21 protein-coding genes are annotated in these 21,486 nt (G+C 37.8%); 1 reads left to right on the top strand and 20 read right to left on the bottom strand.

The window, feature by feature from the left end:
• Positions 1–27 precede the first annotated feature (27 nt).
• The 3 genes from fliE to flgB are packed head-to-tail and all read right to left on the bottom strand — an operon-like array spanning position 28 to position 1,217.
• A complete protein-coding gene (gene fliE, locus NP781_RS02345) occupies positions 28–333 on the bottom strand; it encodes a flagellar hook-basal body complex protein FliE (RefSeq protein WP_221682765.1) in 306 nt (101 codons plus the stop codon).
• Positions 334–359: 26 nt separating this feature from the next.
• Positions 360–821: a flagellar basal body rod protein FlgC gene (gene flgC, locus NP781_RS02340; RefSeq protein WP_221682766.1), complete on the bottom strand. Its 462-nt coding sequence runs from the start codon at positions 819–821 to the stop codon at positions 360–362.
• A 3-nt stretch (positions 822–824) separates the two neighbouring features.
• A complete protein-coding gene (flgB, locus tag NP781_RS02335) occupies positions 825–1,217 on the bottom strand; it encodes a flagellar basal body rod protein FlgB (RefSeq protein ID WP_004269305.1) in 393 nt (130 codons plus the stop codon).
• 1,192 nt (positions 1,218–2,409) lie between these two features.
• Between flgB and NP781_RS02330 the strand changes: the two genes are divergently transcribed.
• A complete protein-coding gene (locus NP781_RS02330; protein WP_257520889.1) occupies positions 2,410–3,759 on the top strand; it encodes an IS1182 family transposase in 1,350 nt (449 codons plus the stop codon).
• Positions 3,760–3,937: 178 nt separating this feature from the next.
• Here the strand turns inward: NP781_RS02330 and codY are convergent, their stop codons facing one another.
• From codY to rimM, 17 genes are all read right to left on the bottom strand, one after another.
• Positions 3,938–4,717 carry a GTP-sensing pleiotropic transcriptional regulator CodY gene (gene codY, locus NP781_RS02325; RefSeq protein ID WP_004229266.1) on the bottom strand — a complete coding sequence of 260 codons (780 nt, stop codon included), beginning with the start codon at positions 4,715–4,717 and terminating at the stop codon, positions 3,938–3,940.
• Between the two features lie 87 nt (positions 4,718–4,804).
• Positions 4,805–6,205: an ATP-dependent protease ATPase subunit HslU gene (gene hslU / locus NP781_RS02320; protein WP_221683447.1), complete on the bottom strand. Its 1,401-nt coding sequence runs from the start codon at positions 6,203–6,205 to the stop codon at positions 4,805–4,807.
• Positions 6,205–6,750: an ATP-dependent protease subunit HslV gene (gene hslV, locus NP781_RS02315; RefSeq protein ID WP_004229270.1), complete on the bottom strand. Its 546-nt coding sequence runs from the start codon at positions 6,748–6,750 to the stop codon at positions 6,205–6,207. Before hslV ends, hslU begins: the two co-directional genes overlap by 1 nt.
• A 21-nt stretch (positions 6,751–6,771) precedes the next feature.
• The gene (gene xerC / locus NP781_RS02310) at positions 6,772–7,671 is read right to left on the bottom strand and encodes a tyrosine recombinase XerC (RefSeq protein ID WP_004229272.1); all 900 of its coding nucleotides are present in this window, start codon (positions 7,669–7,671) and stop codon (positions 6,772–6,774) included.
• 287 nt (positions 7,672–7,958) lie between these two features.
• Complete coding sequence (trmFO, locus tag NP781_RS02305) at positions 7,959–9,272, bottom strand: FADH(2)-oxidizing methylenetetrahydrofolate--tRNA-(uracil(54)-C(5))-methyltransferase TrmFO (RefSeq protein WP_221683444.1); 1,314 nt, start codon at positions 9,270–9,272, stop codon at positions 7,959–7,961.
• A gap of 19 nt (positions 9,273–9,291) precedes the next feature.
• Positions 9,292–11,370: a type I DNA topoisomerase gene (gene topA / locus NP781_RS02300; RefSeq protein WP_221683442.1), complete on the bottom strand. Its 2,079-nt coding sequence runs from the start codon at positions 11,368–11,370 to the stop codon at positions 9,292–9,294.
• 91 nt (positions 11,371–11,461) lie between these two features.
• Positions 11,462–12,358: a DNA-processing protein DprA gene (gene dprA / locus NP781_RS02295; RefSeq protein WP_221683441.1), complete on the bottom strand. Its 897-nt coding sequence runs from the start codon at positions 12,356–12,358 to the stop codon at positions 11,462–11,464.
• 198 nt (positions 12,359–12,556) lie between these two features.
• Positions 12,557–13,459 carry a succinate--CoA ligase subunit alpha gene (sucD, locus tag NP781_RS02290; protein ID WP_004229280.1) on the bottom strand — a complete coding sequence of 301 codons (903 nt, stop codon included), beginning with the start codon at positions 13,457–13,459 and terminating at the stop codon, positions 12,557–12,559.
• 17 nt (positions 13,460–13,476) lie between these two features.
• A complete protein-coding gene (gene sucC, locus NP781_RS02285; RefSeq protein ID WP_221683440.1) occupies positions 13,477–14,637 on the bottom strand; it encodes an ADP-forming succinate--CoA ligase subunit beta in 1,161 nt (386 codons plus the stop codon).
• 162 nt (positions 14,638–14,799) lie between these two features.
• The gene (locus NP781_RS02280; protein ID WP_048391628.1) at positions 14,800–15,102 is read right to left on the bottom strand and encodes an EscU/YscU/HrcU family type III secretion system export apparatus switch protein; all 303 of its coding nucleotides are present in this window, start codon (positions 15,100–15,102) and stop codon (positions 14,800–14,802) included.
• Entirely contained in the window at positions 15,099–16,985 is a 1,887-nt protein-coding gene (locus NP781_RS02275) for a hypothetical protein (RefSeq protein WP_221683439.1), read from the bottom strand. The genes NP781_RS02280 and NP781_RS02275 overlap by 4 nt, the downstream gene beginning before the upstream one ends.
• A gap of 56 nt (positions 16,986–17,041) precedes the next feature.
• On the bottom strand, positions 17,042–17,803 hold the full coding sequence (locus NP781_RS02270; protein WP_221683438.1) for a ribonuclease HII: 762 nt from the start codon (positions 17,801–17,803) through the stop codon (positions 17,042–17,044).
• Between the two features lie 164 nt (positions 17,804–17,967).
• Positions 17,968–18,843 carry a ribosome biogenesis GTPase YlqF gene (gene ylqF, locus NP781_RS02265; RefSeq protein WP_004269405.1) on the bottom strand — a complete coding sequence of 292 codons (876 nt, stop codon included), beginning with the start codon at positions 18,841–18,843 and terminating at the stop codon, positions 17,968–17,970.
• Positions 18,844–18,898: 55 nt separating this feature from the next.
• Positions 18,899–19,468, bottom strand: coding sequence for a signal peptidase I (gene lepB / locus NP781_RS02260; protein WP_221683437.1), 570 nt, complete (start codon positions 19,466–19,468; stop codon positions 18,899–18,901).
• A 105-nt stretch (positions 19,469–19,573) separates the two neighbouring features.
• Positions 19,574–19,918: a 50S ribosomal protein L19 gene (rplS, locus tag NP781_RS02255; protein ID WP_004269407.1), complete on the bottom strand. Its 345-nt coding sequence runs from the start codon at positions 19,916–19,918 to the stop codon at positions 19,574–19,576.
• A gap of 116 nt (positions 19,919–20,034) precedes the next feature.
• Positions 20,035–20,772, bottom strand: coding sequence for a tRNA (guanosine(37)-N1)-methyltransferase TrmD (trmD, locus tag NP781_RS02250; protein ID WP_221683449.1), 738 nt, complete (start codon positions 20,770–20,772; stop codon positions 20,035–20,037).
• Positions 20,772–21,287, bottom strand: coding sequence for a ribosome maturation factor RimM (gene rimM, locus NP781_RS02245; RefSeq protein ID WP_221683436.1), 516 nt, complete (start codon positions 21,285–21,287; stop codon positions 20,772–20,774). Before rimM ends, trmD begins: the two co-directional genes overlap by 1 nt.
• Positions 21,288–21,486: the final 199 nt, after the last annotated feature.

Raw genomic sequence — 21,486 nt, 5'->3', positions numbered from 1 at the left:
AAGAGGTTACTTATCTTTTCAATAAAATTAAACACTCATGCGCATTATTTCTTGGTAAGCTTCAATCACCTTATTGCGAACTTCAATTGTTGCGTTTAGGGTAATGCTTGCCTTTTGCGAAGCAATCATCACTTCATGCAACTCCACATTTTCACCTTTAATTAGCTTCTGAGTAAACTTATCAGAAGTTATTTGTTGATCATTTACTTTTGCAATTGCTTCTTTTAACGAGTTCGCGAAGCTTTGTTGCGCTTCATAAGGTGTAGCATTCAGTTTATTCGTGTTATTTACAACCTGAGTAGGTGTCATTAGCGAAATGGACGAAATGGCCATGTATGTATCTTCCTTTCTACTTAAATTTATTTACCAATCTCTAAAGCCTTTGTAAGCATGGATTTATTCGCATTAAATACAGTTATATTCGCCTCATAAGAACGAGTAGCCGACATTAAATCAACCATTTCTTTCAATGGGTCGACGTTGGGCATGTTTACATAACCATCTGCATTTGCATCTGGATGAGTTGGGTCATATACAAGTTTGAAAGGTGTTTCTTGATCTTCTGAGATTCGAGTAATTTTCACACCATTACCAACACCACTTTTTGCATTTTTACCTAGTGCTATATTCAAAAAATTTGAAAATTGTCCTTCTTCTGCTGACAGCGTCACGGACTTACGTCGATATGGTTCCCATTCCCCATTTACTTGACGAGCGCGAGTTGTATCCATGTTAGCCATATTAGAAGAAATAACATCCATACGTAAACGCTGCGCTGTTAAAGCGGAGGCAGTGGTATTCATCCCATGAAAAATAGACATCTATTACTTACCTCCTTTAATAACAGTATTCAATGTGTTTAATTTCCCATTAACACGATCGATTAGAGCATTATAATAAATTTGATTCTCTGCTAATTTCGCTTGCTCAGCATCCATATCTACAGCATTCCCATTGTTTCTATATCGCAAGTTCTCAACAATATTGACACCTGGTGTAGCTTGTCGAAACGTGAAATCATAATGTCTATTATCAGTGCGGTATGCAGAAATAGCTATGCTCTTCTGCTCTTCCAACATATCCTTAAAACTAACATTTTTCGCCTTATAATTAGGTGTATCGACATTCGCGATATTATTTGCGATTGTTTTATGATTTAAAGTGGCATAGGAAAGTCCATTTTCCAGGCTACTAATAGTTCCTCCAAATAAATTCAAAACTGTTCACCTCATTTTATTTAAAATCTATGTACTTGTTAATTTATCCAATAATACAATTGTAATTAAGATGATACCTAGTGTCTATTGTCTTTTGTCACTTTTTAATAGTCTATACGCCCTATTTTTTCTCCCCCTTAACCATGACAAAACTTCCCCATCCTTTGTGTCTCTAGGCTTCAGTAAAGATTAATAATCATCTAGTTATTTTACACCATTTCGACAGTGTTTACGATTTTATTGTGAAAAATGCCTTTTTATGAGGTTAATCGCCTTTTTTAATCCTTTTAAATAAAGGTCCCTTTTTACTAGTTCGATCACTGTAGGAGTATTTTTTATAGAGTGACCATAAGTTTATTCACCATTATTCCAAAGTAACATACCAACATTTTTTATATGCTAATCGTCGTGACAAATTATCGAACATTTTTAGGATAAAAGCAACGAAATCCATGTTTTTGTATTAATACTCTAAAAAATAAGTGCCCTAAAATTTCGAAAATACACAAAAAAACGTCTATATTTACCATAGACAGCATCATAGTTTTGAAAAACAATACATTTTACGAAAGATGAAAAAGGCTTTCATTCCACGCTACATACTTGCCACTACACTTCTCTCTCACTCAGTTTAAACTTCTTAAGCAGGTGTTGTTTAAAGTACAAAACTACCGCTCTGTTTAAAGTCTCCCCTTTCTCACAAGGGAATCAATTAGCCTTCTACTCCACCGTTCTACATTAAAAGCAAAAATTACGATCGCTAGTCTGAAAGGTCACTTTTCCTCATGGTCGACTAACGGATTCATTGTCCACGCCTCTGGAATGGTCGATGACGAACCCTAATGCACCCCCTCACCTTTCTAAAAGGTCTTTTTCAAATTATCTACTTCAACAACATAAAAAGGTCTATGTTTACCATAGACGCTTGAGACTGTAGACAAACTCAATGAATTTTGAGTTTGCCTACAGTCTTTTTTCTTTTACAATAAAATAAAGTAAAGCCGTTGATTTCCACTACGGGCGGACGCTTTCCGCGGGCGGGGTCGAGCTGCTTCCCTCGCTTCGCTCAGTCCAGGATCTCGACTTTCCCGCTTTTCCCGCAGGAGTCGCCACCCTTCGTTCCAATCAACTTCTACATAAAGAATTCCTTATTCATCTATTGATAAAAAGTACACTTTCGAGGTGATTAACCATGATGACGAAAAATCAAATCAATGAACGTGAACAATTAGAAATGTTAACGATTGATCAATTAGTTCCCCAAGATCATTTAGTACGAAAACTAGAGGCGGCTATTGATTTTTCATTTATCTATCCTTTAGTAGAAAACCTCTACTCTGCTAAAGGACGCCCTAGTATTGATCCTGTTGTTCTCTTTAAAATGACGTTTATTCAGTACGTTTTTGGTATACGGTCCATGCGTCAAACCATCAAAGAAATTGAAACCAATATGGCGTATCGTTGGTTTTTAGGATTTGGCTTCCATACAGAAGTTCCGCATTTCTCTACCTTTGGTAAAAATTATGTCCGTCGCTTTCAAGACACCGATATATTTGAGCAGATATTTTATCGTATATTAAAAGAGATTATGCATCAAGGACTCCTCCATGCAGACCATTTATTTATCGATTCTACGCATGTGAAAGCGAGTGCGAATAAACGAAAGTATGATAAAAAAGTTTTGCGAAAAGAAACACGGGCTTATGAAGAGAAACTTCAATTAGAGTTAAATATTGATCGTGAGGAACACGGAAAAAAGCCCTTTTCCCCGGAGAAATTTGAAAAAGAAGAATGGAAAGAAATAAAGGAAAGCACGACAGATCCTGAAAGTGGATATTACGTGAAGGATGAACGTACAAAACAGTTTGCTTATTCTTTTCATGCAGCGACAGATGAAAAGGGCTTTGTCTTGGGTGCCATTGTGACTCCGGGAAATGTGCACGATAGTCATGTATTACAGCCACTTGTGGAAAGAGTCATTGAAAACGTTCAAAAACCATTAGCTGTTGCGGCAGATGCAGCCTATAAAACACCCGCAATTACAAACTTTTTATTAGAGAATCAAATGTTGCCTGTTCTTCCTTATACACGTCCTAAAACGAGAGATGGATTCTTCCGAAAGCATGAGTATATATATGATGAGCACTATAATTGTTATCTTTGTCCACAAGGACAGCTATTGAAGTATACGACAACGACTAAAGAAGGGTATCGTCAATATAAATCGAATCCTTTGATTTGTGCGAAGTGTCCAAGCCTATCCCAATGTACAGAAAGTAAGCATCATCAAAAACTCATTCAACGTCATATTTGGGAATCGTATGTGGAGGAAGCAGAACATTTACGCCATTCCTATGACATCAAACAAATCTATGCAAAGCGCAAAGAAACGATTGAGCGTGTCTTTGCCGATGCAAAGGAAAAGCATGGTATGCGATGGACAACCTTAAGAGGTCTAAAAAAATTGTCCATGCAGGCGATGCTTACTTTTGCTGCCATGAATTTAAAGAAACTGGCTACTTGGACGTGGCAAGTAGCTTAAGAGAGCAACTATGCTCGAAGAGTATGTTGGATTTGGTAATATATTACCAAATATCAAGACGACATAGGAAGAAAAATGATAAAAGCCCTCGAGAGTGAACTTCTCGAGGGCTTTTGTCTACAGTCTGAAGCGTCTATGTTTACCATAGACGCTTTCATTAGCTTCTTAAAAAAAGTATTTATTTCATTTTAATTTCTGCTAAAGCATTTAAGAATTTATCGTTTAGCACTTTAATATAAGTACCTTTCATGCCTAAAGAGCGAGATTCAATGACACCAGCTGATTCAAGTTTACGTAATGCGTTTACGATCACTGAGCGTGTAATACCCACTCGATCAGCAATTTTAGAAGCAACTAGTAAACCTTCATTACCATCAAGTTCTTCGAAAATGTGTTCAATTGCCTCTAACTCACTGTACGAAAGTGAATTAATAGCCATTTGCACGACAGCTTTGCTACGAGCTTCTTCTTCAATTTCTTCAGACTTTTCACGTAAAATTTCCATCCCAACTACTGTTGCACCATACTCAGCTAAAATTAGATCATCATCTTCAAATTGTGAAGATAAACGAGCAAGAATTAGAGTGCCTAAACGCTCACCACCGCCAACGATTGGTACAATTGTTGTTAAAGCATTTTGGAATAAATCTTTATTTTCTACTGGGAAAGCAGTATGTTCATTATTAATATCTAAATTTGAAGATGTTTCAGAGATCGTAAATAAGCTATGTGTGTATTCCTCTGGGAATTGTCTCTCTTCAAACATTTTTTTCATACGTTCATTTTCAATTTGTTGGTGAATTGAAATACCTAATAATTTACCTTTACGGCTTAAAATATAGACATTACTATCAATAATATCTCCTAGTGTATCTGCCATTTCCTTAAAGTTTACAGGCTTACCAGCAGAAGCTTGAAGCATCGAGTTAATTTTACGTGTTTTTTCTAATAAATTCATTATATGTTCCTCCTATAAATAATCCGAAGAGTATTTACTAAATATTCTAAAGGTTTTTACTATTGAATGATACTAATCAGCTTTATCTTACAGTATAAACTGTGACAAATCTTTGTTTTTTACAATTCCCGCAAGTTTTTGATCCACATACGCCGCATTGATTGGAATACTCGCTGGCGCAATCTCAGATGCCTCAAACGATAGTTCTTCCAGTAAACGTTCTAATATTGTGTGTAAACGACGAGCTCCAATATTGTCTGTTTCCTGATTCACTTCAGTTGCTATCTCAGCAATTCGTTCAATAGCATCTGTCGTGAAATGAATTTCTACGCCTTCTGTCTCTAAAAGCGCTTTATATTGCAGAATTAATGATTGATCTGGTTCTTGTAAAATACGGACAAAATCCTGTTTTGTTAATTTTTCAAGCTCTACCCGAATTGGAAAACGGCCTTGTAACTCGGGAATTAGGTCTGATGGTTTTGACATATGAAATGCCCCAGCAGCAACAAACAGCATATAATCTGTTTTCACTGCACCATACTTCGTAGTGACAGTAGAACCTTCTACAATTGGTAAAATGTCACGTTGAACTCCTTCGCGGGAGACATTCGCCGAAGTATTTCCTTCTTTACTAGCAATTTTATCGATTTCGTCAATAAAAATGATGCCCGTTTGCTCAGCTCTATTAATGGCTTCCTGTGCTACTTCATCAGCATCTATCAGCTTATTTGCTTCTTCTATTGTTAAAATACGACGCGCGTCTTTTACTTGCACACGGCGTTTTTTCTGTTTTTTAGGCATTAAACTAGATAGCATATCCTGCATACCACTATTCGCAGACATATCCATTCCTGTTCCTTGTAACGCATCAAAAATGGATGGATTTTGTTCTGTTACCTCTACAGTAACCCACTCATTTTCTAACTTACCATTGCGTAGATCAATTGCAATTTGAGCACGCTTCGAGCGAACTTCTCCATCATCTGCTGATGAATCATCATTTGTTGGTTGTTCTTTCCCACCAAATAGCATTTCAAACGGATTTTGCATCGCCTGTTTTTTACGTAAAGAAGGCACCAAAAGTTTCACGATTGCTTCATTTGCTAATTGTTCTGCTTGTTCCTTGACAGACTCCATCATTTCTTCTTTAACTAGACGGTGAGAAGCTTCTACCAAGTCACGGACCATTGATTCAACATCTCTACCCACATAGCCTACTTCGGTAAACTTTGTCGCTTCAACTTTTACAAAAGGGGCATTGGTAAGCTTTGCAATCCTTCTGGCTATTTCTGTTTTACCGACACCAGTTGGCCCAATCATCAAAATATTTTTCGGAATAACTTCAGCCTTCATATCTTCATTTAACAACGAACGACGATAGCGGTTTCGTAACGCAATAGCTACTGCTCGCTTAGCTTCATTCTGCCCAACAATGTAACGATCTAAATGCTCAGTAATTTGTCTTGGCGTTAAATTTTTTTGTGTCATTAGTTCAGCGCCTCCACGATAATATTATGATTTGTAAATACACAGATTTCAGCAGCTGTTTCTAATGCCGCTTCAGCAATTTCACGAGCAGTCATTGTTTCACCTGCATATTTTTTTAATGCTCTACCTGCAGACAATGCATAATTGCCCCCAGAGCCAATGGCCAAAATGCCATCATCAGGTTCAATCACTTCTCCTGTACCCGAAACGAGTAATAAAGTCGTTTTATCCATTACTAGTAGCATCGCTTCTAGCTGACGCAGCATTTTATCACCACGCCATTGCTTCGCTACCTCAACGGCTGCGCGTTGTAAATTACCGTTATACTCATTTAATTTGCCTTCAAACATTTCAAAAAGTGTAAAGGCATCAGCAACTGAACCTGCAAAACCAGCGAGGACCTGCCCATTAAACAGACGTCTGACCTTCCTTGCTGTACCCTTCATCACAACTGCATTTCCCAATGTTACTTGACCATCACCAGCCATGGCACAGCCTCCGTTATGATGAACCGCAAATATCGTTGTTGCATGAATTTGTCCCATCTGCCTTCCTCCTTAGCTCTATTATGCCCTTGGATGAGCATTCATATATGTTTGACGAAGATGCTCTTTTGTTACATGTGTGTAAACTTGTGTAGAAGATAAATGTGAGTGACCTAATAACTCCTGCACCGTCCGCAAATCTGCGCCATTATTCAATAAATGAGTAGCAAAAGTATGGCGAAGCATGTGTGGGTAAATTTTTGTATGGAGTGAGGCCTTGTCAATCATTTCGTTTAAAATATGACGTACCCCTCTAGGAGTAAGTTCCCCACCACGCATATTAACAAACAACTGCAGATGATTCGTTTTTTTCATCAATCGTGGACGAGCTTGCTCTATGTAGTCCTGCATTGCTAAACTCGCAAATTGACCAAATGGAATGATTCGTTCTTTTCGACCTTTGCCCATTACTCGTATAATCGAATAATGAAAATCTACATCCTCTACTTGAATTGAAGTCAGTTCACTCACACGAATACCTGTTGCATATAACAGCTCTAATATAGCTATATTTCTTAATGATTTCAAATCATCACCAGTATTCGCATCAAATAACTGTTTCAATTCCTCTTCGTAGAAAAAATTAGGTAAACGTGATTCTTTTTTCGGATGATAAAGCGAACGAAATGCTCCGTCATCTAATCCGTACTGTCTATTTAGAAAGCGAAAAAAGGAGCGTATCGAAGAAATTTTCCTTGAAATAGAAGCCCTTGCCCTTTTCTCATCGTACAACTTTGTTACATAAAGACGTGCATGTATATATTCAACACTTGCTAAATCATCGATTCCCTCCGTTTGTAAAAAGGTTAAAAAATCTAGCAGGTCTGATTCATATTCTCGCACTGTATGAACAGAGAAGTTCTTTTCAACTTGGATGTAAAGCATGAACTGTTCGAGTGCATCTTGGGACGAAACTAACACAGAAAGATTCACCACCAATAATTTATTAATAATTTTCTTAAATGACTGACACTTGTAATATAACGGATATACAATTCTTTGTCATCTCTTACAAGTTTGTATCGTTTTTCTTATCATTAATAAACATACATATTGACACTAAACCTATCTTCATAATATAGCAAGTGTAAATAGTTATATTTTGAGAAAAACTCCATACAAAATAATAAAATACGTCTAATTAAGCATTTTGTCTACAAAAAGAAAAAGCCTCTAAGAGTATAACAACTTTTAGAGGCTTTTGGCAATTAAATTGTTTGTGAATTCACAAAATTTCGAATTGTGCTTATTGCGCGTGTTGCATGCATTTCCGCACGCTCTGGTTTAGAACGACGACCAGGCGGTAAGTCAGGGAAGATGCCGAAGTTTACATTCATAGGCTGGAAGTTTTTAGACTGTGCTTCTGTTATATAACGCGCCATGCTTCCTAATGCCGTTTCGAATGGGAAAATAATGGGCTCTTGTCCTAATGCTAAACGAGCTGCATTTATTCCTGCAATTAATCCACTACCTGCTGATTCAACATAGCCTTCTACACCAGTCATCTGACCTGCAAAGAAAATATTCTTTTGCTCACGAAGTTGATATGTTTTTTCTAAAACTTTCGGTGAATTAATGAAGGTGTTTCTGTGCATGACGCCATAGCGAACAATTTCTACATTCTCTAACCCAGGAATGAGCTGTAGCACTTCCTTTTGTGGCCCCCATTTTAAATGCGTTTGGAAGCCTACAATGTTGTAAAGCGTGCCTGCTGCATCGTCTTGACGAAGTTGAACAACTGCATATGGACGTTTTCCTGTTTTTGGATCCTCAAGACCTACTGGCTTCATCGGACCAAATAACATAGTTTTCTCTCCACGAGCTGCCATGACTTCAATTGGCATACAACCTTCAAAGTAAATTTCTTTTTCAAATTCCTTCAATGGTACAACTTCAGCTTCGATTAATGCTTGGCGGAAACGATCGAATTCTTCCTTTGTCATAGGACAGTTTAAATAAGCCGCTTCCCCTTTATCATAACGAGATTTTAAATAAACTTTATTCATATCAATACTATCTTTTTCGATAATAGGTGCTGCTGCATCGTAAAAGTATAAATAATCTAAACCAGTTAAACCTTGAATTTTTTCAGCTAAAGCTTTTGAAGTTAAAGGTCCTGTTGCAATAACTGTAATACCTTCTGGAATTTCTGTGACTTCTTCATGAATAACCTCCACAAGTGGATGGTTTTTCACAGTATCAGTTACATACCCTGCAAATTCGTGACGATCTACTGCTAAGGCCCCTCCAGCTGGTACTGAACATTGGTCTGCTGCCTTTAAGATAACAGAATCTAACATACGCATTTCTTCTTTGATAACGCCTACAGCATTTGTTAAACCGTTTGCCCGCAATGAGTTAGAACAAACAAGTTCTGCAAATTTATCAGTATGGTGCGCGGGAGTCTGCTTTACTGGACGCATTTCATAAAGTTTAACTTTTATACCCCGCTTAGCAATTTGCCAAGCTGCCTCACTACCTGCCAGTCCAGCTCCAATTACATTTACTACTTGTTCAGTCATGTTTCTTACCATCTTCCTATCATTGAGTAGGTGCTTCTTCATAGTCACACTTCGTACATTGAATTTGCACACCTTTTTTTATCTTTTTCTCTACTAATAATGCACTACATTTTGGACATGGTCTATTAATTGGCTTGTCCCATGAGACAAATTCACATTCAGGATACTGATTGCAACCATAGAATAGACGCTTTGTTTTACTTTTTCGCTCCACAATCTCGCCCGTTTCACAGGAAGGGCATTTCACACCAATAGGCTTCATAATCGCTTTTGTATTTCGACAATCCGGGAAATTAGAACAAGCCATAAATTTGCCATATCGTCCAAGCTTAAAGACCATTGGAGATCCACAAAGCTCACAGTCTTCCCCTGCAGGCTCATCTTTAATGACAACCTTTTCCATAGCTTCATCCGCATGTTTTACATGGACTTCAAAGTCCTTATAAAATTCTTCCACAACTTTTTTCCATTGTCGATTGCCTTCTTCAATATCATCTAAATCTTGTTCCATTTGTGCGGTGAATTCGATGTTTATGATATCTGGGAAAAATTCTAGTACGAGTTGGTGTACGATCTCTCCTAGCTCTGTTGGCATAAAGCGTTTAGCATCTAATACAACATAGCCACGGCGCTGAATTGTATCGAGGGTCGGTGCATATGTGGACGGGCGCCCAATTCCTAGTTCTTCCATTGTTTTAACAAGTCGCGCCTCAGAATAACGTGGTGGTGGCTGTGTAAAATGTTGTTTAGGCTCGATTTCAAGCGATTTTACTTGATCACCAATTTCCATCTCAGGTAAAAGTTTTGTCGTCTCTTCAGTTTGATCATCAGTACCTTCAATATATAGTTTCATAAAGCCTGCGAATTTAACTTGTGAGCCATTTGCACGGAATAAAACATCACCATTTTGAAGATCTACAGCTACAGTATCAAGTACTGCTGGTGCCATTTGACTCGCAATAAAGCGCTCCCAAATTAAGCGATATAAGCGTAGCTGATCACGGCTAAGTACCGTCTTTAATTCATCCGGTGTCCGCATTGTACTTGTTGGACGTATTGCTTCGTGCGCATCCTGTGCATTTGAAGCTTTCTTTGTTTGTTTTATATCTGTTGCAATGTATTCTTTTCCATATTTGCCCTCAATGTACGTAACCGCTTCTGCTTTTGCCGTATCAGAAATACGTGTGGAATCAGTACGCATATAAGTAATTAGCCCGACTGTCCCCTCTTTTTTTCCAATATCTATACCTTCGTATAATTGCTGAGCTAGCATCATGGTCTTTTTAGCACGGAAATTTAATTTTCGTGCTGCTTCTTGCTGTAAAGATGATGTTGTAAAGGCTGGTGCAGCATTACGCTTACGTTCCTTTTTCGTTACATTGACAACATCAAAGTTTGTTCCTTTAACATCTTTTAAGATTGCCTTTACTTGTGCTTCATTTGTTAATTTTATTTTGTCTTTACCATTCCCATAGTAAAGGGCATCAAATGATTTTTTTCCTTTTTCAAACGTTCCTTCAATTGTCCAATATTCTTCAGGTTGGAAGTTTTTAATTTCATTTTCACGATCAATGATCATACGTAGTGCTACAGATTGTACCCGACCTGCTGATAAACCTTTTTTCACCTTTTTCCATAGAATTGGGCTAATGTTATAGCCAACAAGTCGATCCAATATACGTCTTGTTTGCTGCGCATCTACTAAGTCCATGTTAATTGGACGTGGATTTTTAAAAGACTCTATAATTGCATCTTTAGTAATTTCATTAAATACAACACGACAATCTGAGTGAATATCAATATTTAATGCAGTCGCAAGGTGCCAAGCAATTGCTTCTCCCTCGCGGTCTGGATCGGCCGCTAGATAAACTTTCTTTACTTTTTTAGCTGCAGACTTTAATTCCTGTAACACAGGTCCTTTACCACGTATCGTAATATATTTAGGCTCGAAATTATTTTCCGCGCTAACGCCCATCTGACTACGTGGAAGATCCCGTACGTGTCCAACCGACGCTTTCACCTTATATTTCTTTCCTAAATAACGTTCAATTGTTTTTGCTTTTGCTGGTGATTCTACAATCACTAAATAATCCGCCATCTATGTCTCCCCCTTAGCGAGGTCTATTACTAATTTTTTAAGTTACCTGTTGCAAAATGTATAACAGATTTTAAGATAATGCAACTTTTTTTCAATTTTTGTTAGAAAAGAGGTCTAATGTTTCAATGATTTGATGACCATTCACTATGGGAATTGCTCCTTCAAAAAGCAATTGATTTGTCCCTTTTGATTGAGTTGCGTCTATAGGTCCTGGTACCACAAATACATCTTTTCCTTGCTCTAATGCAAGCTCTGTTGTAATAAGCGTGCCACTTTTTAATGCCGCTTCTGTCACAACTAATGCTCGAGATAAACCACTAATGATCCGGTTACGCATTGGGAAATGCCATTTTTCAGGCTTCATATAAGGGGGATATTCTGTCATTAATAACTGGTGCTCTGCCATTTGTGTAGCAAGAATGCGGTTTTCTGATGGATAGAGATAATTAAAACCATGTCCAAGCACCGCTATTGTATGACCGCCCATATCGATAGTCGCCCTATGTGCCATTGTATCTGCACCTCTTGCAAGCCCACTAACAACCGTATAATCACGTTGAATAAGTGGCGGGACAATTAAGTCTATCGCTCTTTTTGAATACGCTGTCGCCTTCCTAGAGCCTATAATAGCTATCTGTTTTTTATTTGTTAACAGGGAATATTGACCTTTCACATACAATACAGTAGGTGGACTTGATATTTCAAATAATTGCGCCGGGAAATAGGGATGATAAAACGGGATGGGGAAAATATTAGCCCGTGCATAGGCCTCTTCAAGTGGCGTTGTCATAATTTGTCGAAAGCGCTGAGAAAGTTGATGTGCTTTATGTGCTGATATTTGTAAAACTTTTGCGATGTCGTCATAATGAATGTCTTCAAAAGAGCTTAAAATATTCACAGGGGACAACAATTGCTGAAGTTTCTGAAGTGGTAATGGGTATACATAATGTAAGGCTAGTAATCTCTGCGTATCTACTGCGAGAATCATTCAATAAACCTCCTTTTATAATAGAAGAAATTAAATGACCGCATGATAATTTTCAACACAACATTGCATTATTATTTATAAAATCTGCCACAAAATTGTTGATTTCTTCATAAGTAAGTAGGTAATTGTTGAATGAAGTATGATAAACAGTGTATAAATAATGAAAAAGATGTAGCCGTAATGGCTACATCTTCCATTTTAATGGGTTTTACACTTTTCGTATAGCCCTTTTTCTTTAATTACTTTAATCAATGTTTCACCAATTACAGAAGGTGTTTCTGCAACTTCAATACCAGCTTCGTTCATTGCTTTAATTTTCTCTGCTGCTGTTCCTTTACCACCAGAAATGATAGCTCCAGCGTGACCCATACGTTTGCCAGGAGGTGCAGTTTGTCCACCAATAAAGCCTACAACAGGTTTTGTCATATTTGCTTTAATCCATGCAGCTGCTTCTTCCTCAGCTGTACCACCGATTTCACCAATCATAACAACTGCGTAAGTTTCTGGATCGTTATTAAAGGCTTCAAGTACATCAATGAAGTTTGTACCATTGACAGGGTCTCCACCAATACCTACTGCAGTTGTTTGACCAATTCCAGCTTGTGTTAATTGATGTACTGCTTCATATGTTAATGTACCAGAACGAGAAACAACTCCTACATGGCCTTTTGTATGAATATAACCAGGCATGATACCAATTTTACATTCATCAGCTGTAATAACACCTGGACAGTTTGGACCTACTAGGCGAGTGTTTTTGCCTTCCATATAACGTTTAACCTTAACCATATCAAGGACAGGAATATGCTCTGTGATACAGATTGTTAATTCTAATTCAGCATCAACAGCTTCTAAAATTGCATCTGCCGCAAATGGTGCAGGTACATAGATAACTGAAGTTGTAGCACCTGTTGCAGCTACAGCTTCTGCTACTGTATTGAAAACAGGAACTCCCTCGATTTCAAGTCCACCTTTACCTGGTGTTACACCTGCTACGATTTTAGTACCATACTCAAGCATTTGCTTCGTATGGAATAGAGCTGTTTCGCCCGTAATCCCTTGTACAATTACCTTCGTATCTTTGTTAATAAATACAGCCATTGTTCTCCCTGCCTTCCTTAGCCTACTAGTCCCACAATTTTTTGTGCACCGTCAGCCATTGAATCCGCTGCAACGATGTTTAAACCAGATGCATTTAAAATTTCTTTTCCAAGTTCAACATTTGTACCTTCTAAACGTACAACTAATGGCACAGCTAAACCAATCTCTTTAGCAGCCGTTACAACACCCTCAGCAATAATGTTACACTTCATAATTCCACCAAAGATGTTGACGAAAATGCCTTTTACGTTTGAATCAGAAAGGATAATTTTGAAAGCCTCTGTTACTTTTTCAGCTGTTGCACCGCCCCCTACATCTAGGAAGTTAGCAGGGCTTCCGCCATAATAACTAATTGTATCCATCGTTGCCATGGCAAGACCAGCACCGTTAACCATACAGCCAATATTTCCATCTAATGAAATATAGCTTAGGTCATATTTTGAAGCTTCGATCTCTTTTGCATCTTCTTCGTCAAAATCGCGTAATTCGACAATATCCTTATGTCGATATAATGCATTGGCATCAAAATTGAATTTAGCATCTAATGCTACTACTTCACCTTGTCCAGTTACAACAAGTGGATTAATTTCTACAATCGATGCATCTTTGTCGATAAATGCTTGATATAAGCCTAACATTAATTTAACAGCTTTCCCTACAAGGTTTGCTGGAATGTTCATATTAAACGCCATACGACGTGCTTGGAAGCTTGTTAATCCAACTACAGGATCTACTACTTCTTTGAAGATTTTTTCCGGATTTGTTTCTGCTACTTCTTCAATATCCATACCGCCTTCTTCAGATCCCATCATTGTTACACGAGATGTAGCACGGTCTAATACTAGACTTAAATAGTATTCTTTTTGGATATCAGAACCCTCTTCAATATACAAACGTTTTACTTCTTTTCCTTCTGGACCTGTTTGATGAGTCACTAAAATTTTTCCTAATAACTCTTTTGCGTATGTGCGCACTTCGTCAAGGTTTTTAGCGATTTTGACACCGCCTGCTTTACCGCGTCCACCTGCATGGATTTGCGCCTTGACTACTGTTACGTTTGAGCCAAGTTCCTTCGCTACTTTTACTGCTTCATCAGGGGAAAAAGCAACTTTTCCGTTTGGTACAGCTACACCATATTTTCTCAGAATCTCTTTCCCTTGATATTCATGGATATTCATAATACATCCTCCCATCAAACATTTGCATAGAATTGTTTTACTAACATAGACTATTCTAACGAAAGATTCTGATAAAGTCTACACTTTGTCTTTAGTTCGAATTTTCTCTCTTATTATGACACTTTTTTCTATTTTGTGTACTAAAACAGCTTGTAAAAATAGTCAGAATAATTCATTTTTTCTATATTTTTGCGCATGTTGCTGATCCAAACGATAAATAAATGCGAAAACTTCTGCTACTGCCTGATATAATTCTTCAGGAATAGACTCGTTTAAATCTAATTGACCAAGCAACTGCACAAGGTTAGGATCCTCATAAATCGGCACATTATGCTCATTTGCTCTTGCCAAAATGTTCTCGGCAATTTTCCCTTTTCCCTTTGCTACAACAGTGGGACTATCAAATTGACCAAGCTTATACGTAAGCGCAATTGCCTCTTTCCGAGTAAGTTTTTCTTCGCTCATACGCGGATATCCACCCCACTCTGCTCCTCTCGCTGTTCTACTACAGGACCTACTTTTTCCGTTTGCCCTTTGTCAAATTGTTTAATAAACACACCTGAAAGTTGATAATTTTTTTCAGCCAACCCAATTTTTAAAGCAGCCTTCAACGGCTCAGCAAGTGATTGAATTTCCGAATTTTCATTAAAGACCGTTACTGTGACAACTCTATTTTGAACCTGCATATCAATCACTGTTTCTTGCATAGATGCCATTTGTAAATAAAATAATACGCGTGCATAGTTAGCATCAATTTTGCCATTATCTTTCATGCGACCATTCCATTGTAAGGTTGCATCCATCTTCTTTCCAAAAAATTCAAGTGGAACTTGCATGATAAGCTGATGTTGATGACCGTTTTCTCCTGAAGATAGCTGCATTCCATTCATACGCGTCATAAGCATCTCTGCCGCTTCCTTCATTTGAGGTGGTATATTAGTTTCCTGCAATAATGTATGGAGTTGTGGCTTTAGCTGATGCGCAATCATTTGTAAATCAGCCGACTTGTTTCCTAATGTTGCCTCATAGCTAATTCCTAAATTTTTCAACACCGTTTTAAGTGCATGCTCCATCGCCTTACTATCCATTGAATTTTGTACTTGTGCATCTGCTTGTGTCACAACTTGCTGTATAAATGGTTGCGAAGAATTAATACTATTTTTCACTAGATTGCGCATGAGTGCCTCATTCTGTGAAGTCGAATTGGCCTCTTGCTTAAATAGGGATAACAAATGATCTTTCACTGAAAGTGCATGGGCATCCTGTGTAAATAAACGATCAGCTGTATTTTGAGTAAATGCTTTTAATAACTGATCCTGCATTTGTTTAGCAAAAACCTCTAGCGTTTGTTTTGATACTGGTAACTGATTAAAACGATCCACCAGCTGATTGATATGCTGTTTTTGCTCATTCGTTAATAAATTTTGACTTTCGGTCCATGATTTAAGCTGTGCCACCAGTTGACTAGCATTTTCTGACTTTGTAGCAAGAATGGTTTGAATAACTTGACCAGCTTGCTGTATTGGCTGAAAGGCTTTTGCTTCAATTTTTGACCAGTTTTGCAATGTAGCCTGCTGAGGAAGAATCCCCGACTCTTTTAGCATTGATAAAGCTTGCATTTTTTCATTCACTGTCGCAGCACTATTCGTTAAACTTTGTAAAAGCCTTGCAAGCACTGCACTACCCGTTTCTACTTCAAAGGGCTTGGCAATCGCTTGTACTTGTTGCAATAAATTTTGCCTCAATGACTCAGATAGGGTTGTATCCTTCGCTAAAAGTTGAGCAAAGTTATCCATGATAGCAGTCATACCAGATGTCTTTTGACCACTCATCAATGCTTGAAACACATCGTTTATCATAGGCATTTTTAGCTCTATCATTTTTTGAATGGTTTGTAGAGCATCTACTTTTGATATACCCTCTGGTAATGCCTTTAACCACATTTCAGCTTGCAGCATTTGTTCTTTAGAAATGGGTAGCTGTGCTTTCATAAAATGCCCTAATAATTGCTGCATTTCTGGTGATTTAGGCAAATTCATGGATTCTAATAACTGATTAATTTGCTGATTTGGTGTGGATGCCTGCGCCATCGGTCCAGTCACTATTTTCAATTCCGTTTGTGGATTTGTCCCTGTTACCTGAAAGAAATGGGCATCCCCAGCTTTTAACGGCACTTCGAGTTTAGCTATAAATTTTTGATTACCTACTTGGATTTCTGCCATTTGATCTGGATATAATTGCTTAATTGTTCCGTGAAATACTTGTCCTTGTTTTAAAGCAAGTGGTTGATTTGTCGAAGTCATTGCATTTTGCTGCAGTTGAATTGGATTAAATGATGTGGCTGTCATATACATACTCCTTTCATCAATTACTCCTTCGTGTAATTGTCTACCGTTTTTTAGCTTTATGAAAACATAGATTTTATTGGTTCAAATGATTTACGATGGTGAATAGTCGGTCCAAATTCCTCTAACGCTTTTAAATGTTGCTTTGTCCCATACCCCGCATGTTGCCCAAATCCATACATTGGAAATTCCTCGTCTAATTGCTCCATATACTCATCCCGTGCTGTTTTAGCTAAAATGGATGCAGCTGCTATCGCTAAGCTCTTAGCATCTCCTTTTATAATCGAATCTTGAGGAATTGTAATAGGTAATGTCATAGCATCTACTAAAACAACATCAGGCTTTGTCGACAATGATTCAACACTTACCTTCATAGATTGTTTTGTTGCTTCATATATATTCAGTTCATCAATTTGTTGGGCAGATTGAAAATGAATAAAATAGCTTACGGCATGCTCTTTAACTAATGTTGCAAAGCCATTTCGTTTGTCCTTCGATAATTGCTTTGAGTCGTTCAGACCAACAAGTGCCTCACAATTTGTCGGTAAAATTACTGCTGCCGTTACGACTGGCCCTGCTAGCGGTCCCCGTCCTGCTTCATCTACACCTGCAATAAATGTATCTGTTTTCCCATAGCTTAAATCGAATGCAACTTTTTTTTGATGCTCTTGCAGTAATTGATGTTTTTTATCTTGTCTCTTTTGCCAAGTTAGCCATGCCTTTTGTACACCTGCTCTTTCATCCGCTGTAATTTCTTTCATCCAATCTTGCCATTCCTCAGCAGCTTTCAATGCAGTTGTAATTTCCTTAATGGTTTTCATTGTGTACTCCTTCTTGCTTCTATTCATTCAAACTATAGCATGTTCAGTTCTTATGTAGTCTCTTTAACTCGAAAACTATTTTCCTCTCTATAGTCATTATCGGTTAAAAAATGTATTCCTAAAAGAAAAACTGTCACAAAAGAACGTGTGACAGTTTTAAATACTTATAATTGTTCAGTTTCTTTTTCTAACTGCTCATCCACAAAATCAAAGGTAAGTTTACCTAATTGTAATCCTCGGATATCTCGAACAATTAGTTGAGCTACTTGGTCATAATCTATTTCTCCACCAGGACCAAATACACGACGTAGCTTACCAATATGGTCAAAAGTATCCACTAACTCCTCATGGATAAACTCGAGACCGTAACGCTCATCCATACGCTTTGGATAATGATTAGATAAGAATCGCAACCCATAGACAGCTAGGTCTTCCATATTTGTAATAGTATCCTTAATAGCTCCAGTTAAAGCTAATTTAAAGCCTACTTCTTGATCCTCAAACTTTGGCCATAAAATACCTGGTGTATCCAATAGTTCAAGCTCTTTACCAACTTTGATCCATTGCTGTGCCTTTGTCACACCTGGTGTATTGCCCGTTTTAGCGATATTTTTTTTCGCTAATCGATTAATCAATGTGGATTTTCCCACGTTTGGAATACCCACAATCATGGCACGAATAGCTCTAGGCTTCATTCCTCTTGCTTTCATGCGATCAAATTTTTCTTTTAAAATCTCTTGTGCCGCTTTTGTGACTTGCTGTAAGCCCTTGCCCTCAAGTGAGTTAATGGCTACTGCTTTATGGCCACGCTTTGCAAAATACTCTACCCATTTCCGTGTTTCTTGTTCATCTGCCATATCCGCTTTATTTAAGATCAAAAGACGAGGTTTTTGGTTAATGACTTCGTCAATCATCGGATTACGTGAGGATAGCGGTAAACGTGCATCTATTAATTCAAAGATAATATCGACAAGCTTTAATTTTTCAGTTACTTCACGTCGGGCTTTAGCCATATGCCCTGGAAACCATTGTATCGTCACAGCTATACCTCCTAAACTAAAAGAAAAGGGAGTAATTTGCTCTCCCTTTCATACATTACTTTACAATTTTTATGTCACTAAATGGCCAGAAAATCAGACTGGTATTACCAATAATTTCTTTTTGGTTCACAAGGCCAATATGTCGACTGTCTTTACTATATCGACGATTATCTCCCATAACAAAGATATACCCCTCAGGAATAGTATTGCTATCCAAGGAAAGATCAATATCATTTAAGGTGAAATCTTCTGTTAAAGTTCCCTCTGTGATTTGTGCTTTATAGGCATCTAAATAGGGTTCATCAATTGGCTCACCATTTATATACAATTGATCATCCTTATACTCTAGTGTATCTCCTGGCAATCCAATTACACGCTTTATGTAATTTTTTTGTTCAGGTGCATGAAATACAACGATATCAAAACGTTTAGGCTCACCTATTTTATAACCAATTTTATTCACAATCATTCGGTCGCCATCTTCAAGGGTTGGCATCATGGACTCTCCATCAACTGCAATGGGTGTAAATAAAAAATATCGAATAACTGCAGCAATCGCAAATGCAATTAATAGTGCTTTTGTCCATTCCCATAATTCATTTTTTTCTTTCACTTGTTTTTCCATTGAGAATTGCCCCCTTGTCTAACACCATTTTAGATGATAGTGAATAAAGATGACAAGCAAAAAGAAAAGAGGCTTGAACACAAGCCCCTCACTTTTAAGTCATAATTATCGAATTTCTTTAATACGAGCAGCTTTACCACGTAGGTTACGTAGGTAGTAAAGTTTAGCACGACGTACTTTACCACGACGTACAACTTCTAAGTTAGCGATTTTTGGTGTGTGTACAGGGAATGTACGCTCAACACCTACACCGTAAGAAATTTTACGAACTGTGAAAGTTTCGCTAATTCCGCCACCACGACGTTTAATTACTACACCTTCGAAAATTTGGATACGTTCACGAGTACCCTCTACTACTTTCACGTGTACCTTAACAGTATCACCAGGACGGAAAGTTGGTAGATCAGAGCGAAGCTGAGATTTTGTAATTTCTGCAATAATGTTTGACATTGTTTTCTCTCCTTAGACAGATGCTCTTGCACGCAATCTATGCCACAGCGGAACACCGTAATTCAGTACTCCACATAGAAGTACAGATTAGATGTTATCATAAATAGATTTAGCAATCAAGCATCTTGACGATTGTTTTTTAGTTTTTCTAGATACAATTTTTGCTTGTCTGTTAATGGGTATTGCTCAAGTAAGTCAGGACGGCGCTCAAAAGTTCTTTTCAGCGACTGTTCCTCTCGCCATTGCTCGATTTTAGCATGATTCCCCGATAATAAAACATCAGGTACCTTCATGCCACGGAACTCCGCAGGACGTGTATAATGTGGATGCTCAAGGAGACCCGTTGAAAAAGAATCCTGGATATGAGAATCCTCTTGTCCTAAGACTCCAGGTAACAATCTAACTACGCTATCAATAACAGTCATAGCGCCTAATTCCCCACCTGTTAAGACAAAATCGCCAATGGAAATCTCGTCTGTCACGAGATGCTGACGTATACGCTCATCATAGCCTTCATAATGACCACATAAGAACACTAACTCTGTTTCCTGCGCTAGCTCCTCTGCTTTTTTCTGCGTAAATCGTTCACCCTGGGGACACATTAATATGATACGTGGCTGTTTACCTGCAGTAATAGCCTCTACTGCACTAAACATTGGTTCAGGCTTTAATACCATACCTGCACCACCACCATATGGATAGTCGTCAACTTGATTATGCTTGTTCCCTGAAAATGTACGAATATCCGTTACCTCTAAATTTACAGCTCCCTTTTCTTGGGCCTTCTTTAAAATAGATGCACCAAAAACGCCTGAAAACATATCAGGGAACAGGCTCAATACATGAATATTCATCATAATAAGCCTTCCATAACATGAATGACTATTTTTTTGTCCATAACATCAATATCTTTCACGATATCTTCTATATAAGGGATATAGTGTTCTTTCTTAGTCCCTTTCACTACCCATACATCGTTTGCCCCTGTTTGCAGGATATCTGCTACAACACCGATTGTTTCGCCCTCTTCAGAAATAACTGTACAGCCTATTATTTCATGGAAAAAGAACTCATTTTCTTCAAGAAGATCATTAGTCATTTGATCTTTTGTCACTTTCAGCATGCCTTCTTTAAATGGCTCAACCAAGTTGATATTGTTCATGCCTTCAAAAGTTAATAAAATAAAGTTTTTATGACGACGCATAGAGTCAATCGTTACCCAGGTTGGCTTCTTATCGTCTTTTTTAAAGGCAGCAAGCTTATTTCCTACCGCAAAACGTTCTTCTTCAAAGTCTGTTGTCGATAATACACGTACCTCACCACGAATACCGTGCGTATTGACAATTCGACCTACATTAAACCATTCCATTCTATTTCACCTCGTAAAAACATGCTTATCTTCACAATGCATCTGGCTCATCCAAAAAAGGTTCCGTTCTTGCAGATGTGATTTGGAAGAATGTAGTTTTAGCTAAGACTCATTTGTCTTGTCAACAATAATATAAGCAATATCCTTTAGCTATACTCCTTATTTAAGCTTTAATTTCCACTTAAACAGAAATCATAGC

It is taken from the genome of Lysinibacillus sp. FN11 (assembly GCF_024628845.1).
Classification (GTDB): domain Bacteria; phylum Bacillota; class Bacilli; order Bacillales_A; family Planococcaceae; genus Lysinibacillus; species Lysinibacillus capsici.
The sequence above is the reverse complement of the archived record's forward strand: the minus strand, read 5'-3'. Positions and strand labels throughout refer to the sequence as shown.

Bases quoted from the DNA above. Each gene is read 5' to 3' on its own strand.
- topA (WP_221683442.1), bottom strand. From the start codon at position 11,370: ATGGCGGATTATTTAGTGATTGTAGAATCACCAGCAAAAGCAAAAACA.
- flgC (WP_221682766.1), bottom strand. From the start codon at position 821: ATGTCTATTTTTCATGGGATGAATACCACTGCCTCCGCTTTAACAGCG.
- rimM (WP_221683436.1), bottom strand. From the start codon at position 21,287: ATGGAATGGTTTAATGTAGGTCGAATTGTCAATACGCACGGTATTCGT.
- codY (WP_004229266.1), bottom strand. From the start codon at position 4,717: ATGAATTTATTAGAAAAAACACGTAAAATTAACTCGATGCTTCAAGCT.
- NP781_RS02330 (WP_257520889.1), top strand. From the start codon at position 2,410: ATGATGACGAAAAATCAAATCAATGAACGTGAACAATTAGAAATGTTA.
- sucC (WP_221683440.1), bottom strand. From the start codon at position 14,637: ATGAATATCCATGAATATCAAGGGAAAGAGATTCTGAGAAAATATGGT.
- trmD (WP_221683449.1), bottom strand. From the start codon at position 20,772: ATGAATATTCATGTATTGAGCCTGTTCCCTGATATGTTTTCAGGCGTT.
- sucD (WP_004229280.1), bottom strand. From the start codon at position 13,459: ATGGCTGTATTTATTAACAAAGATACGAAGGTAATTGTACAAGGGATT.
- NP781_RS02280 (WP_048391628.1), bottom strand. From the start codon at position 15,102: ATGAGCGAAGAAAAACTTACTCGGAAAGAGGCAATTGCGCTTACGTAT.
- lepB (WP_221683437.1), bottom strand. From the start codon at position 19,468: ATGGAAAAACAAGTGAAAGAAAAAAATGAATTATGGGAATGGACAAAA.
- NP781_RS02275 (WP_221683439.1), bottom strand. From the start codon at position 16,985: ATGACAGCCACATCATTTAATCCAATTCAACTGCAGCAAAATGCAATG.
- NP781_RS02270 (WP_221683438.1), bottom strand. From the start codon at position 17,803: ATGAAAACCATTAAGGAAATTACAACTGCATTGAAAGCTGCTGAGGAA.
- trmFO (WP_221683444.1), bottom strand. From the start codon at position 9,272: ATGACTGAACAAGTAGTAAATGTAATTGGAGCTGGACTGGCAGGTAGT.
- hslV (WP_004229270.1), bottom strand. From the start codon at position 6,750: ATGGGACAAATTCATGCAACAACGATATTTGCGGTTCATCATAACGGA.
- rplS (WP_004269407.1), bottom strand. From the start codon at position 19,918: ATGTCAAACATTATTGCAGAAATTACAAAATCTCAGCTTCGCTCTGAT.
- hslU (WP_221683447.1), bottom strand. From the start codon at position 6,205: ATGACACAAAAAAATTTAACGCCAAGACAAATTACTGAGCATTTAGAT.
- dprA (WP_221683441.1), bottom strand. From the start codon at position 12,358: ATGATTCTCGCAGTAGATACGCAGAGATTACTAGCCTTACATTATGTA.
- fliE (WP_221682765.1), bottom strand. From the start codon at position 333: ATGGCCATTTCGTCCATTTCGCTAATGACACCTACTCAGGTTGTAAAT.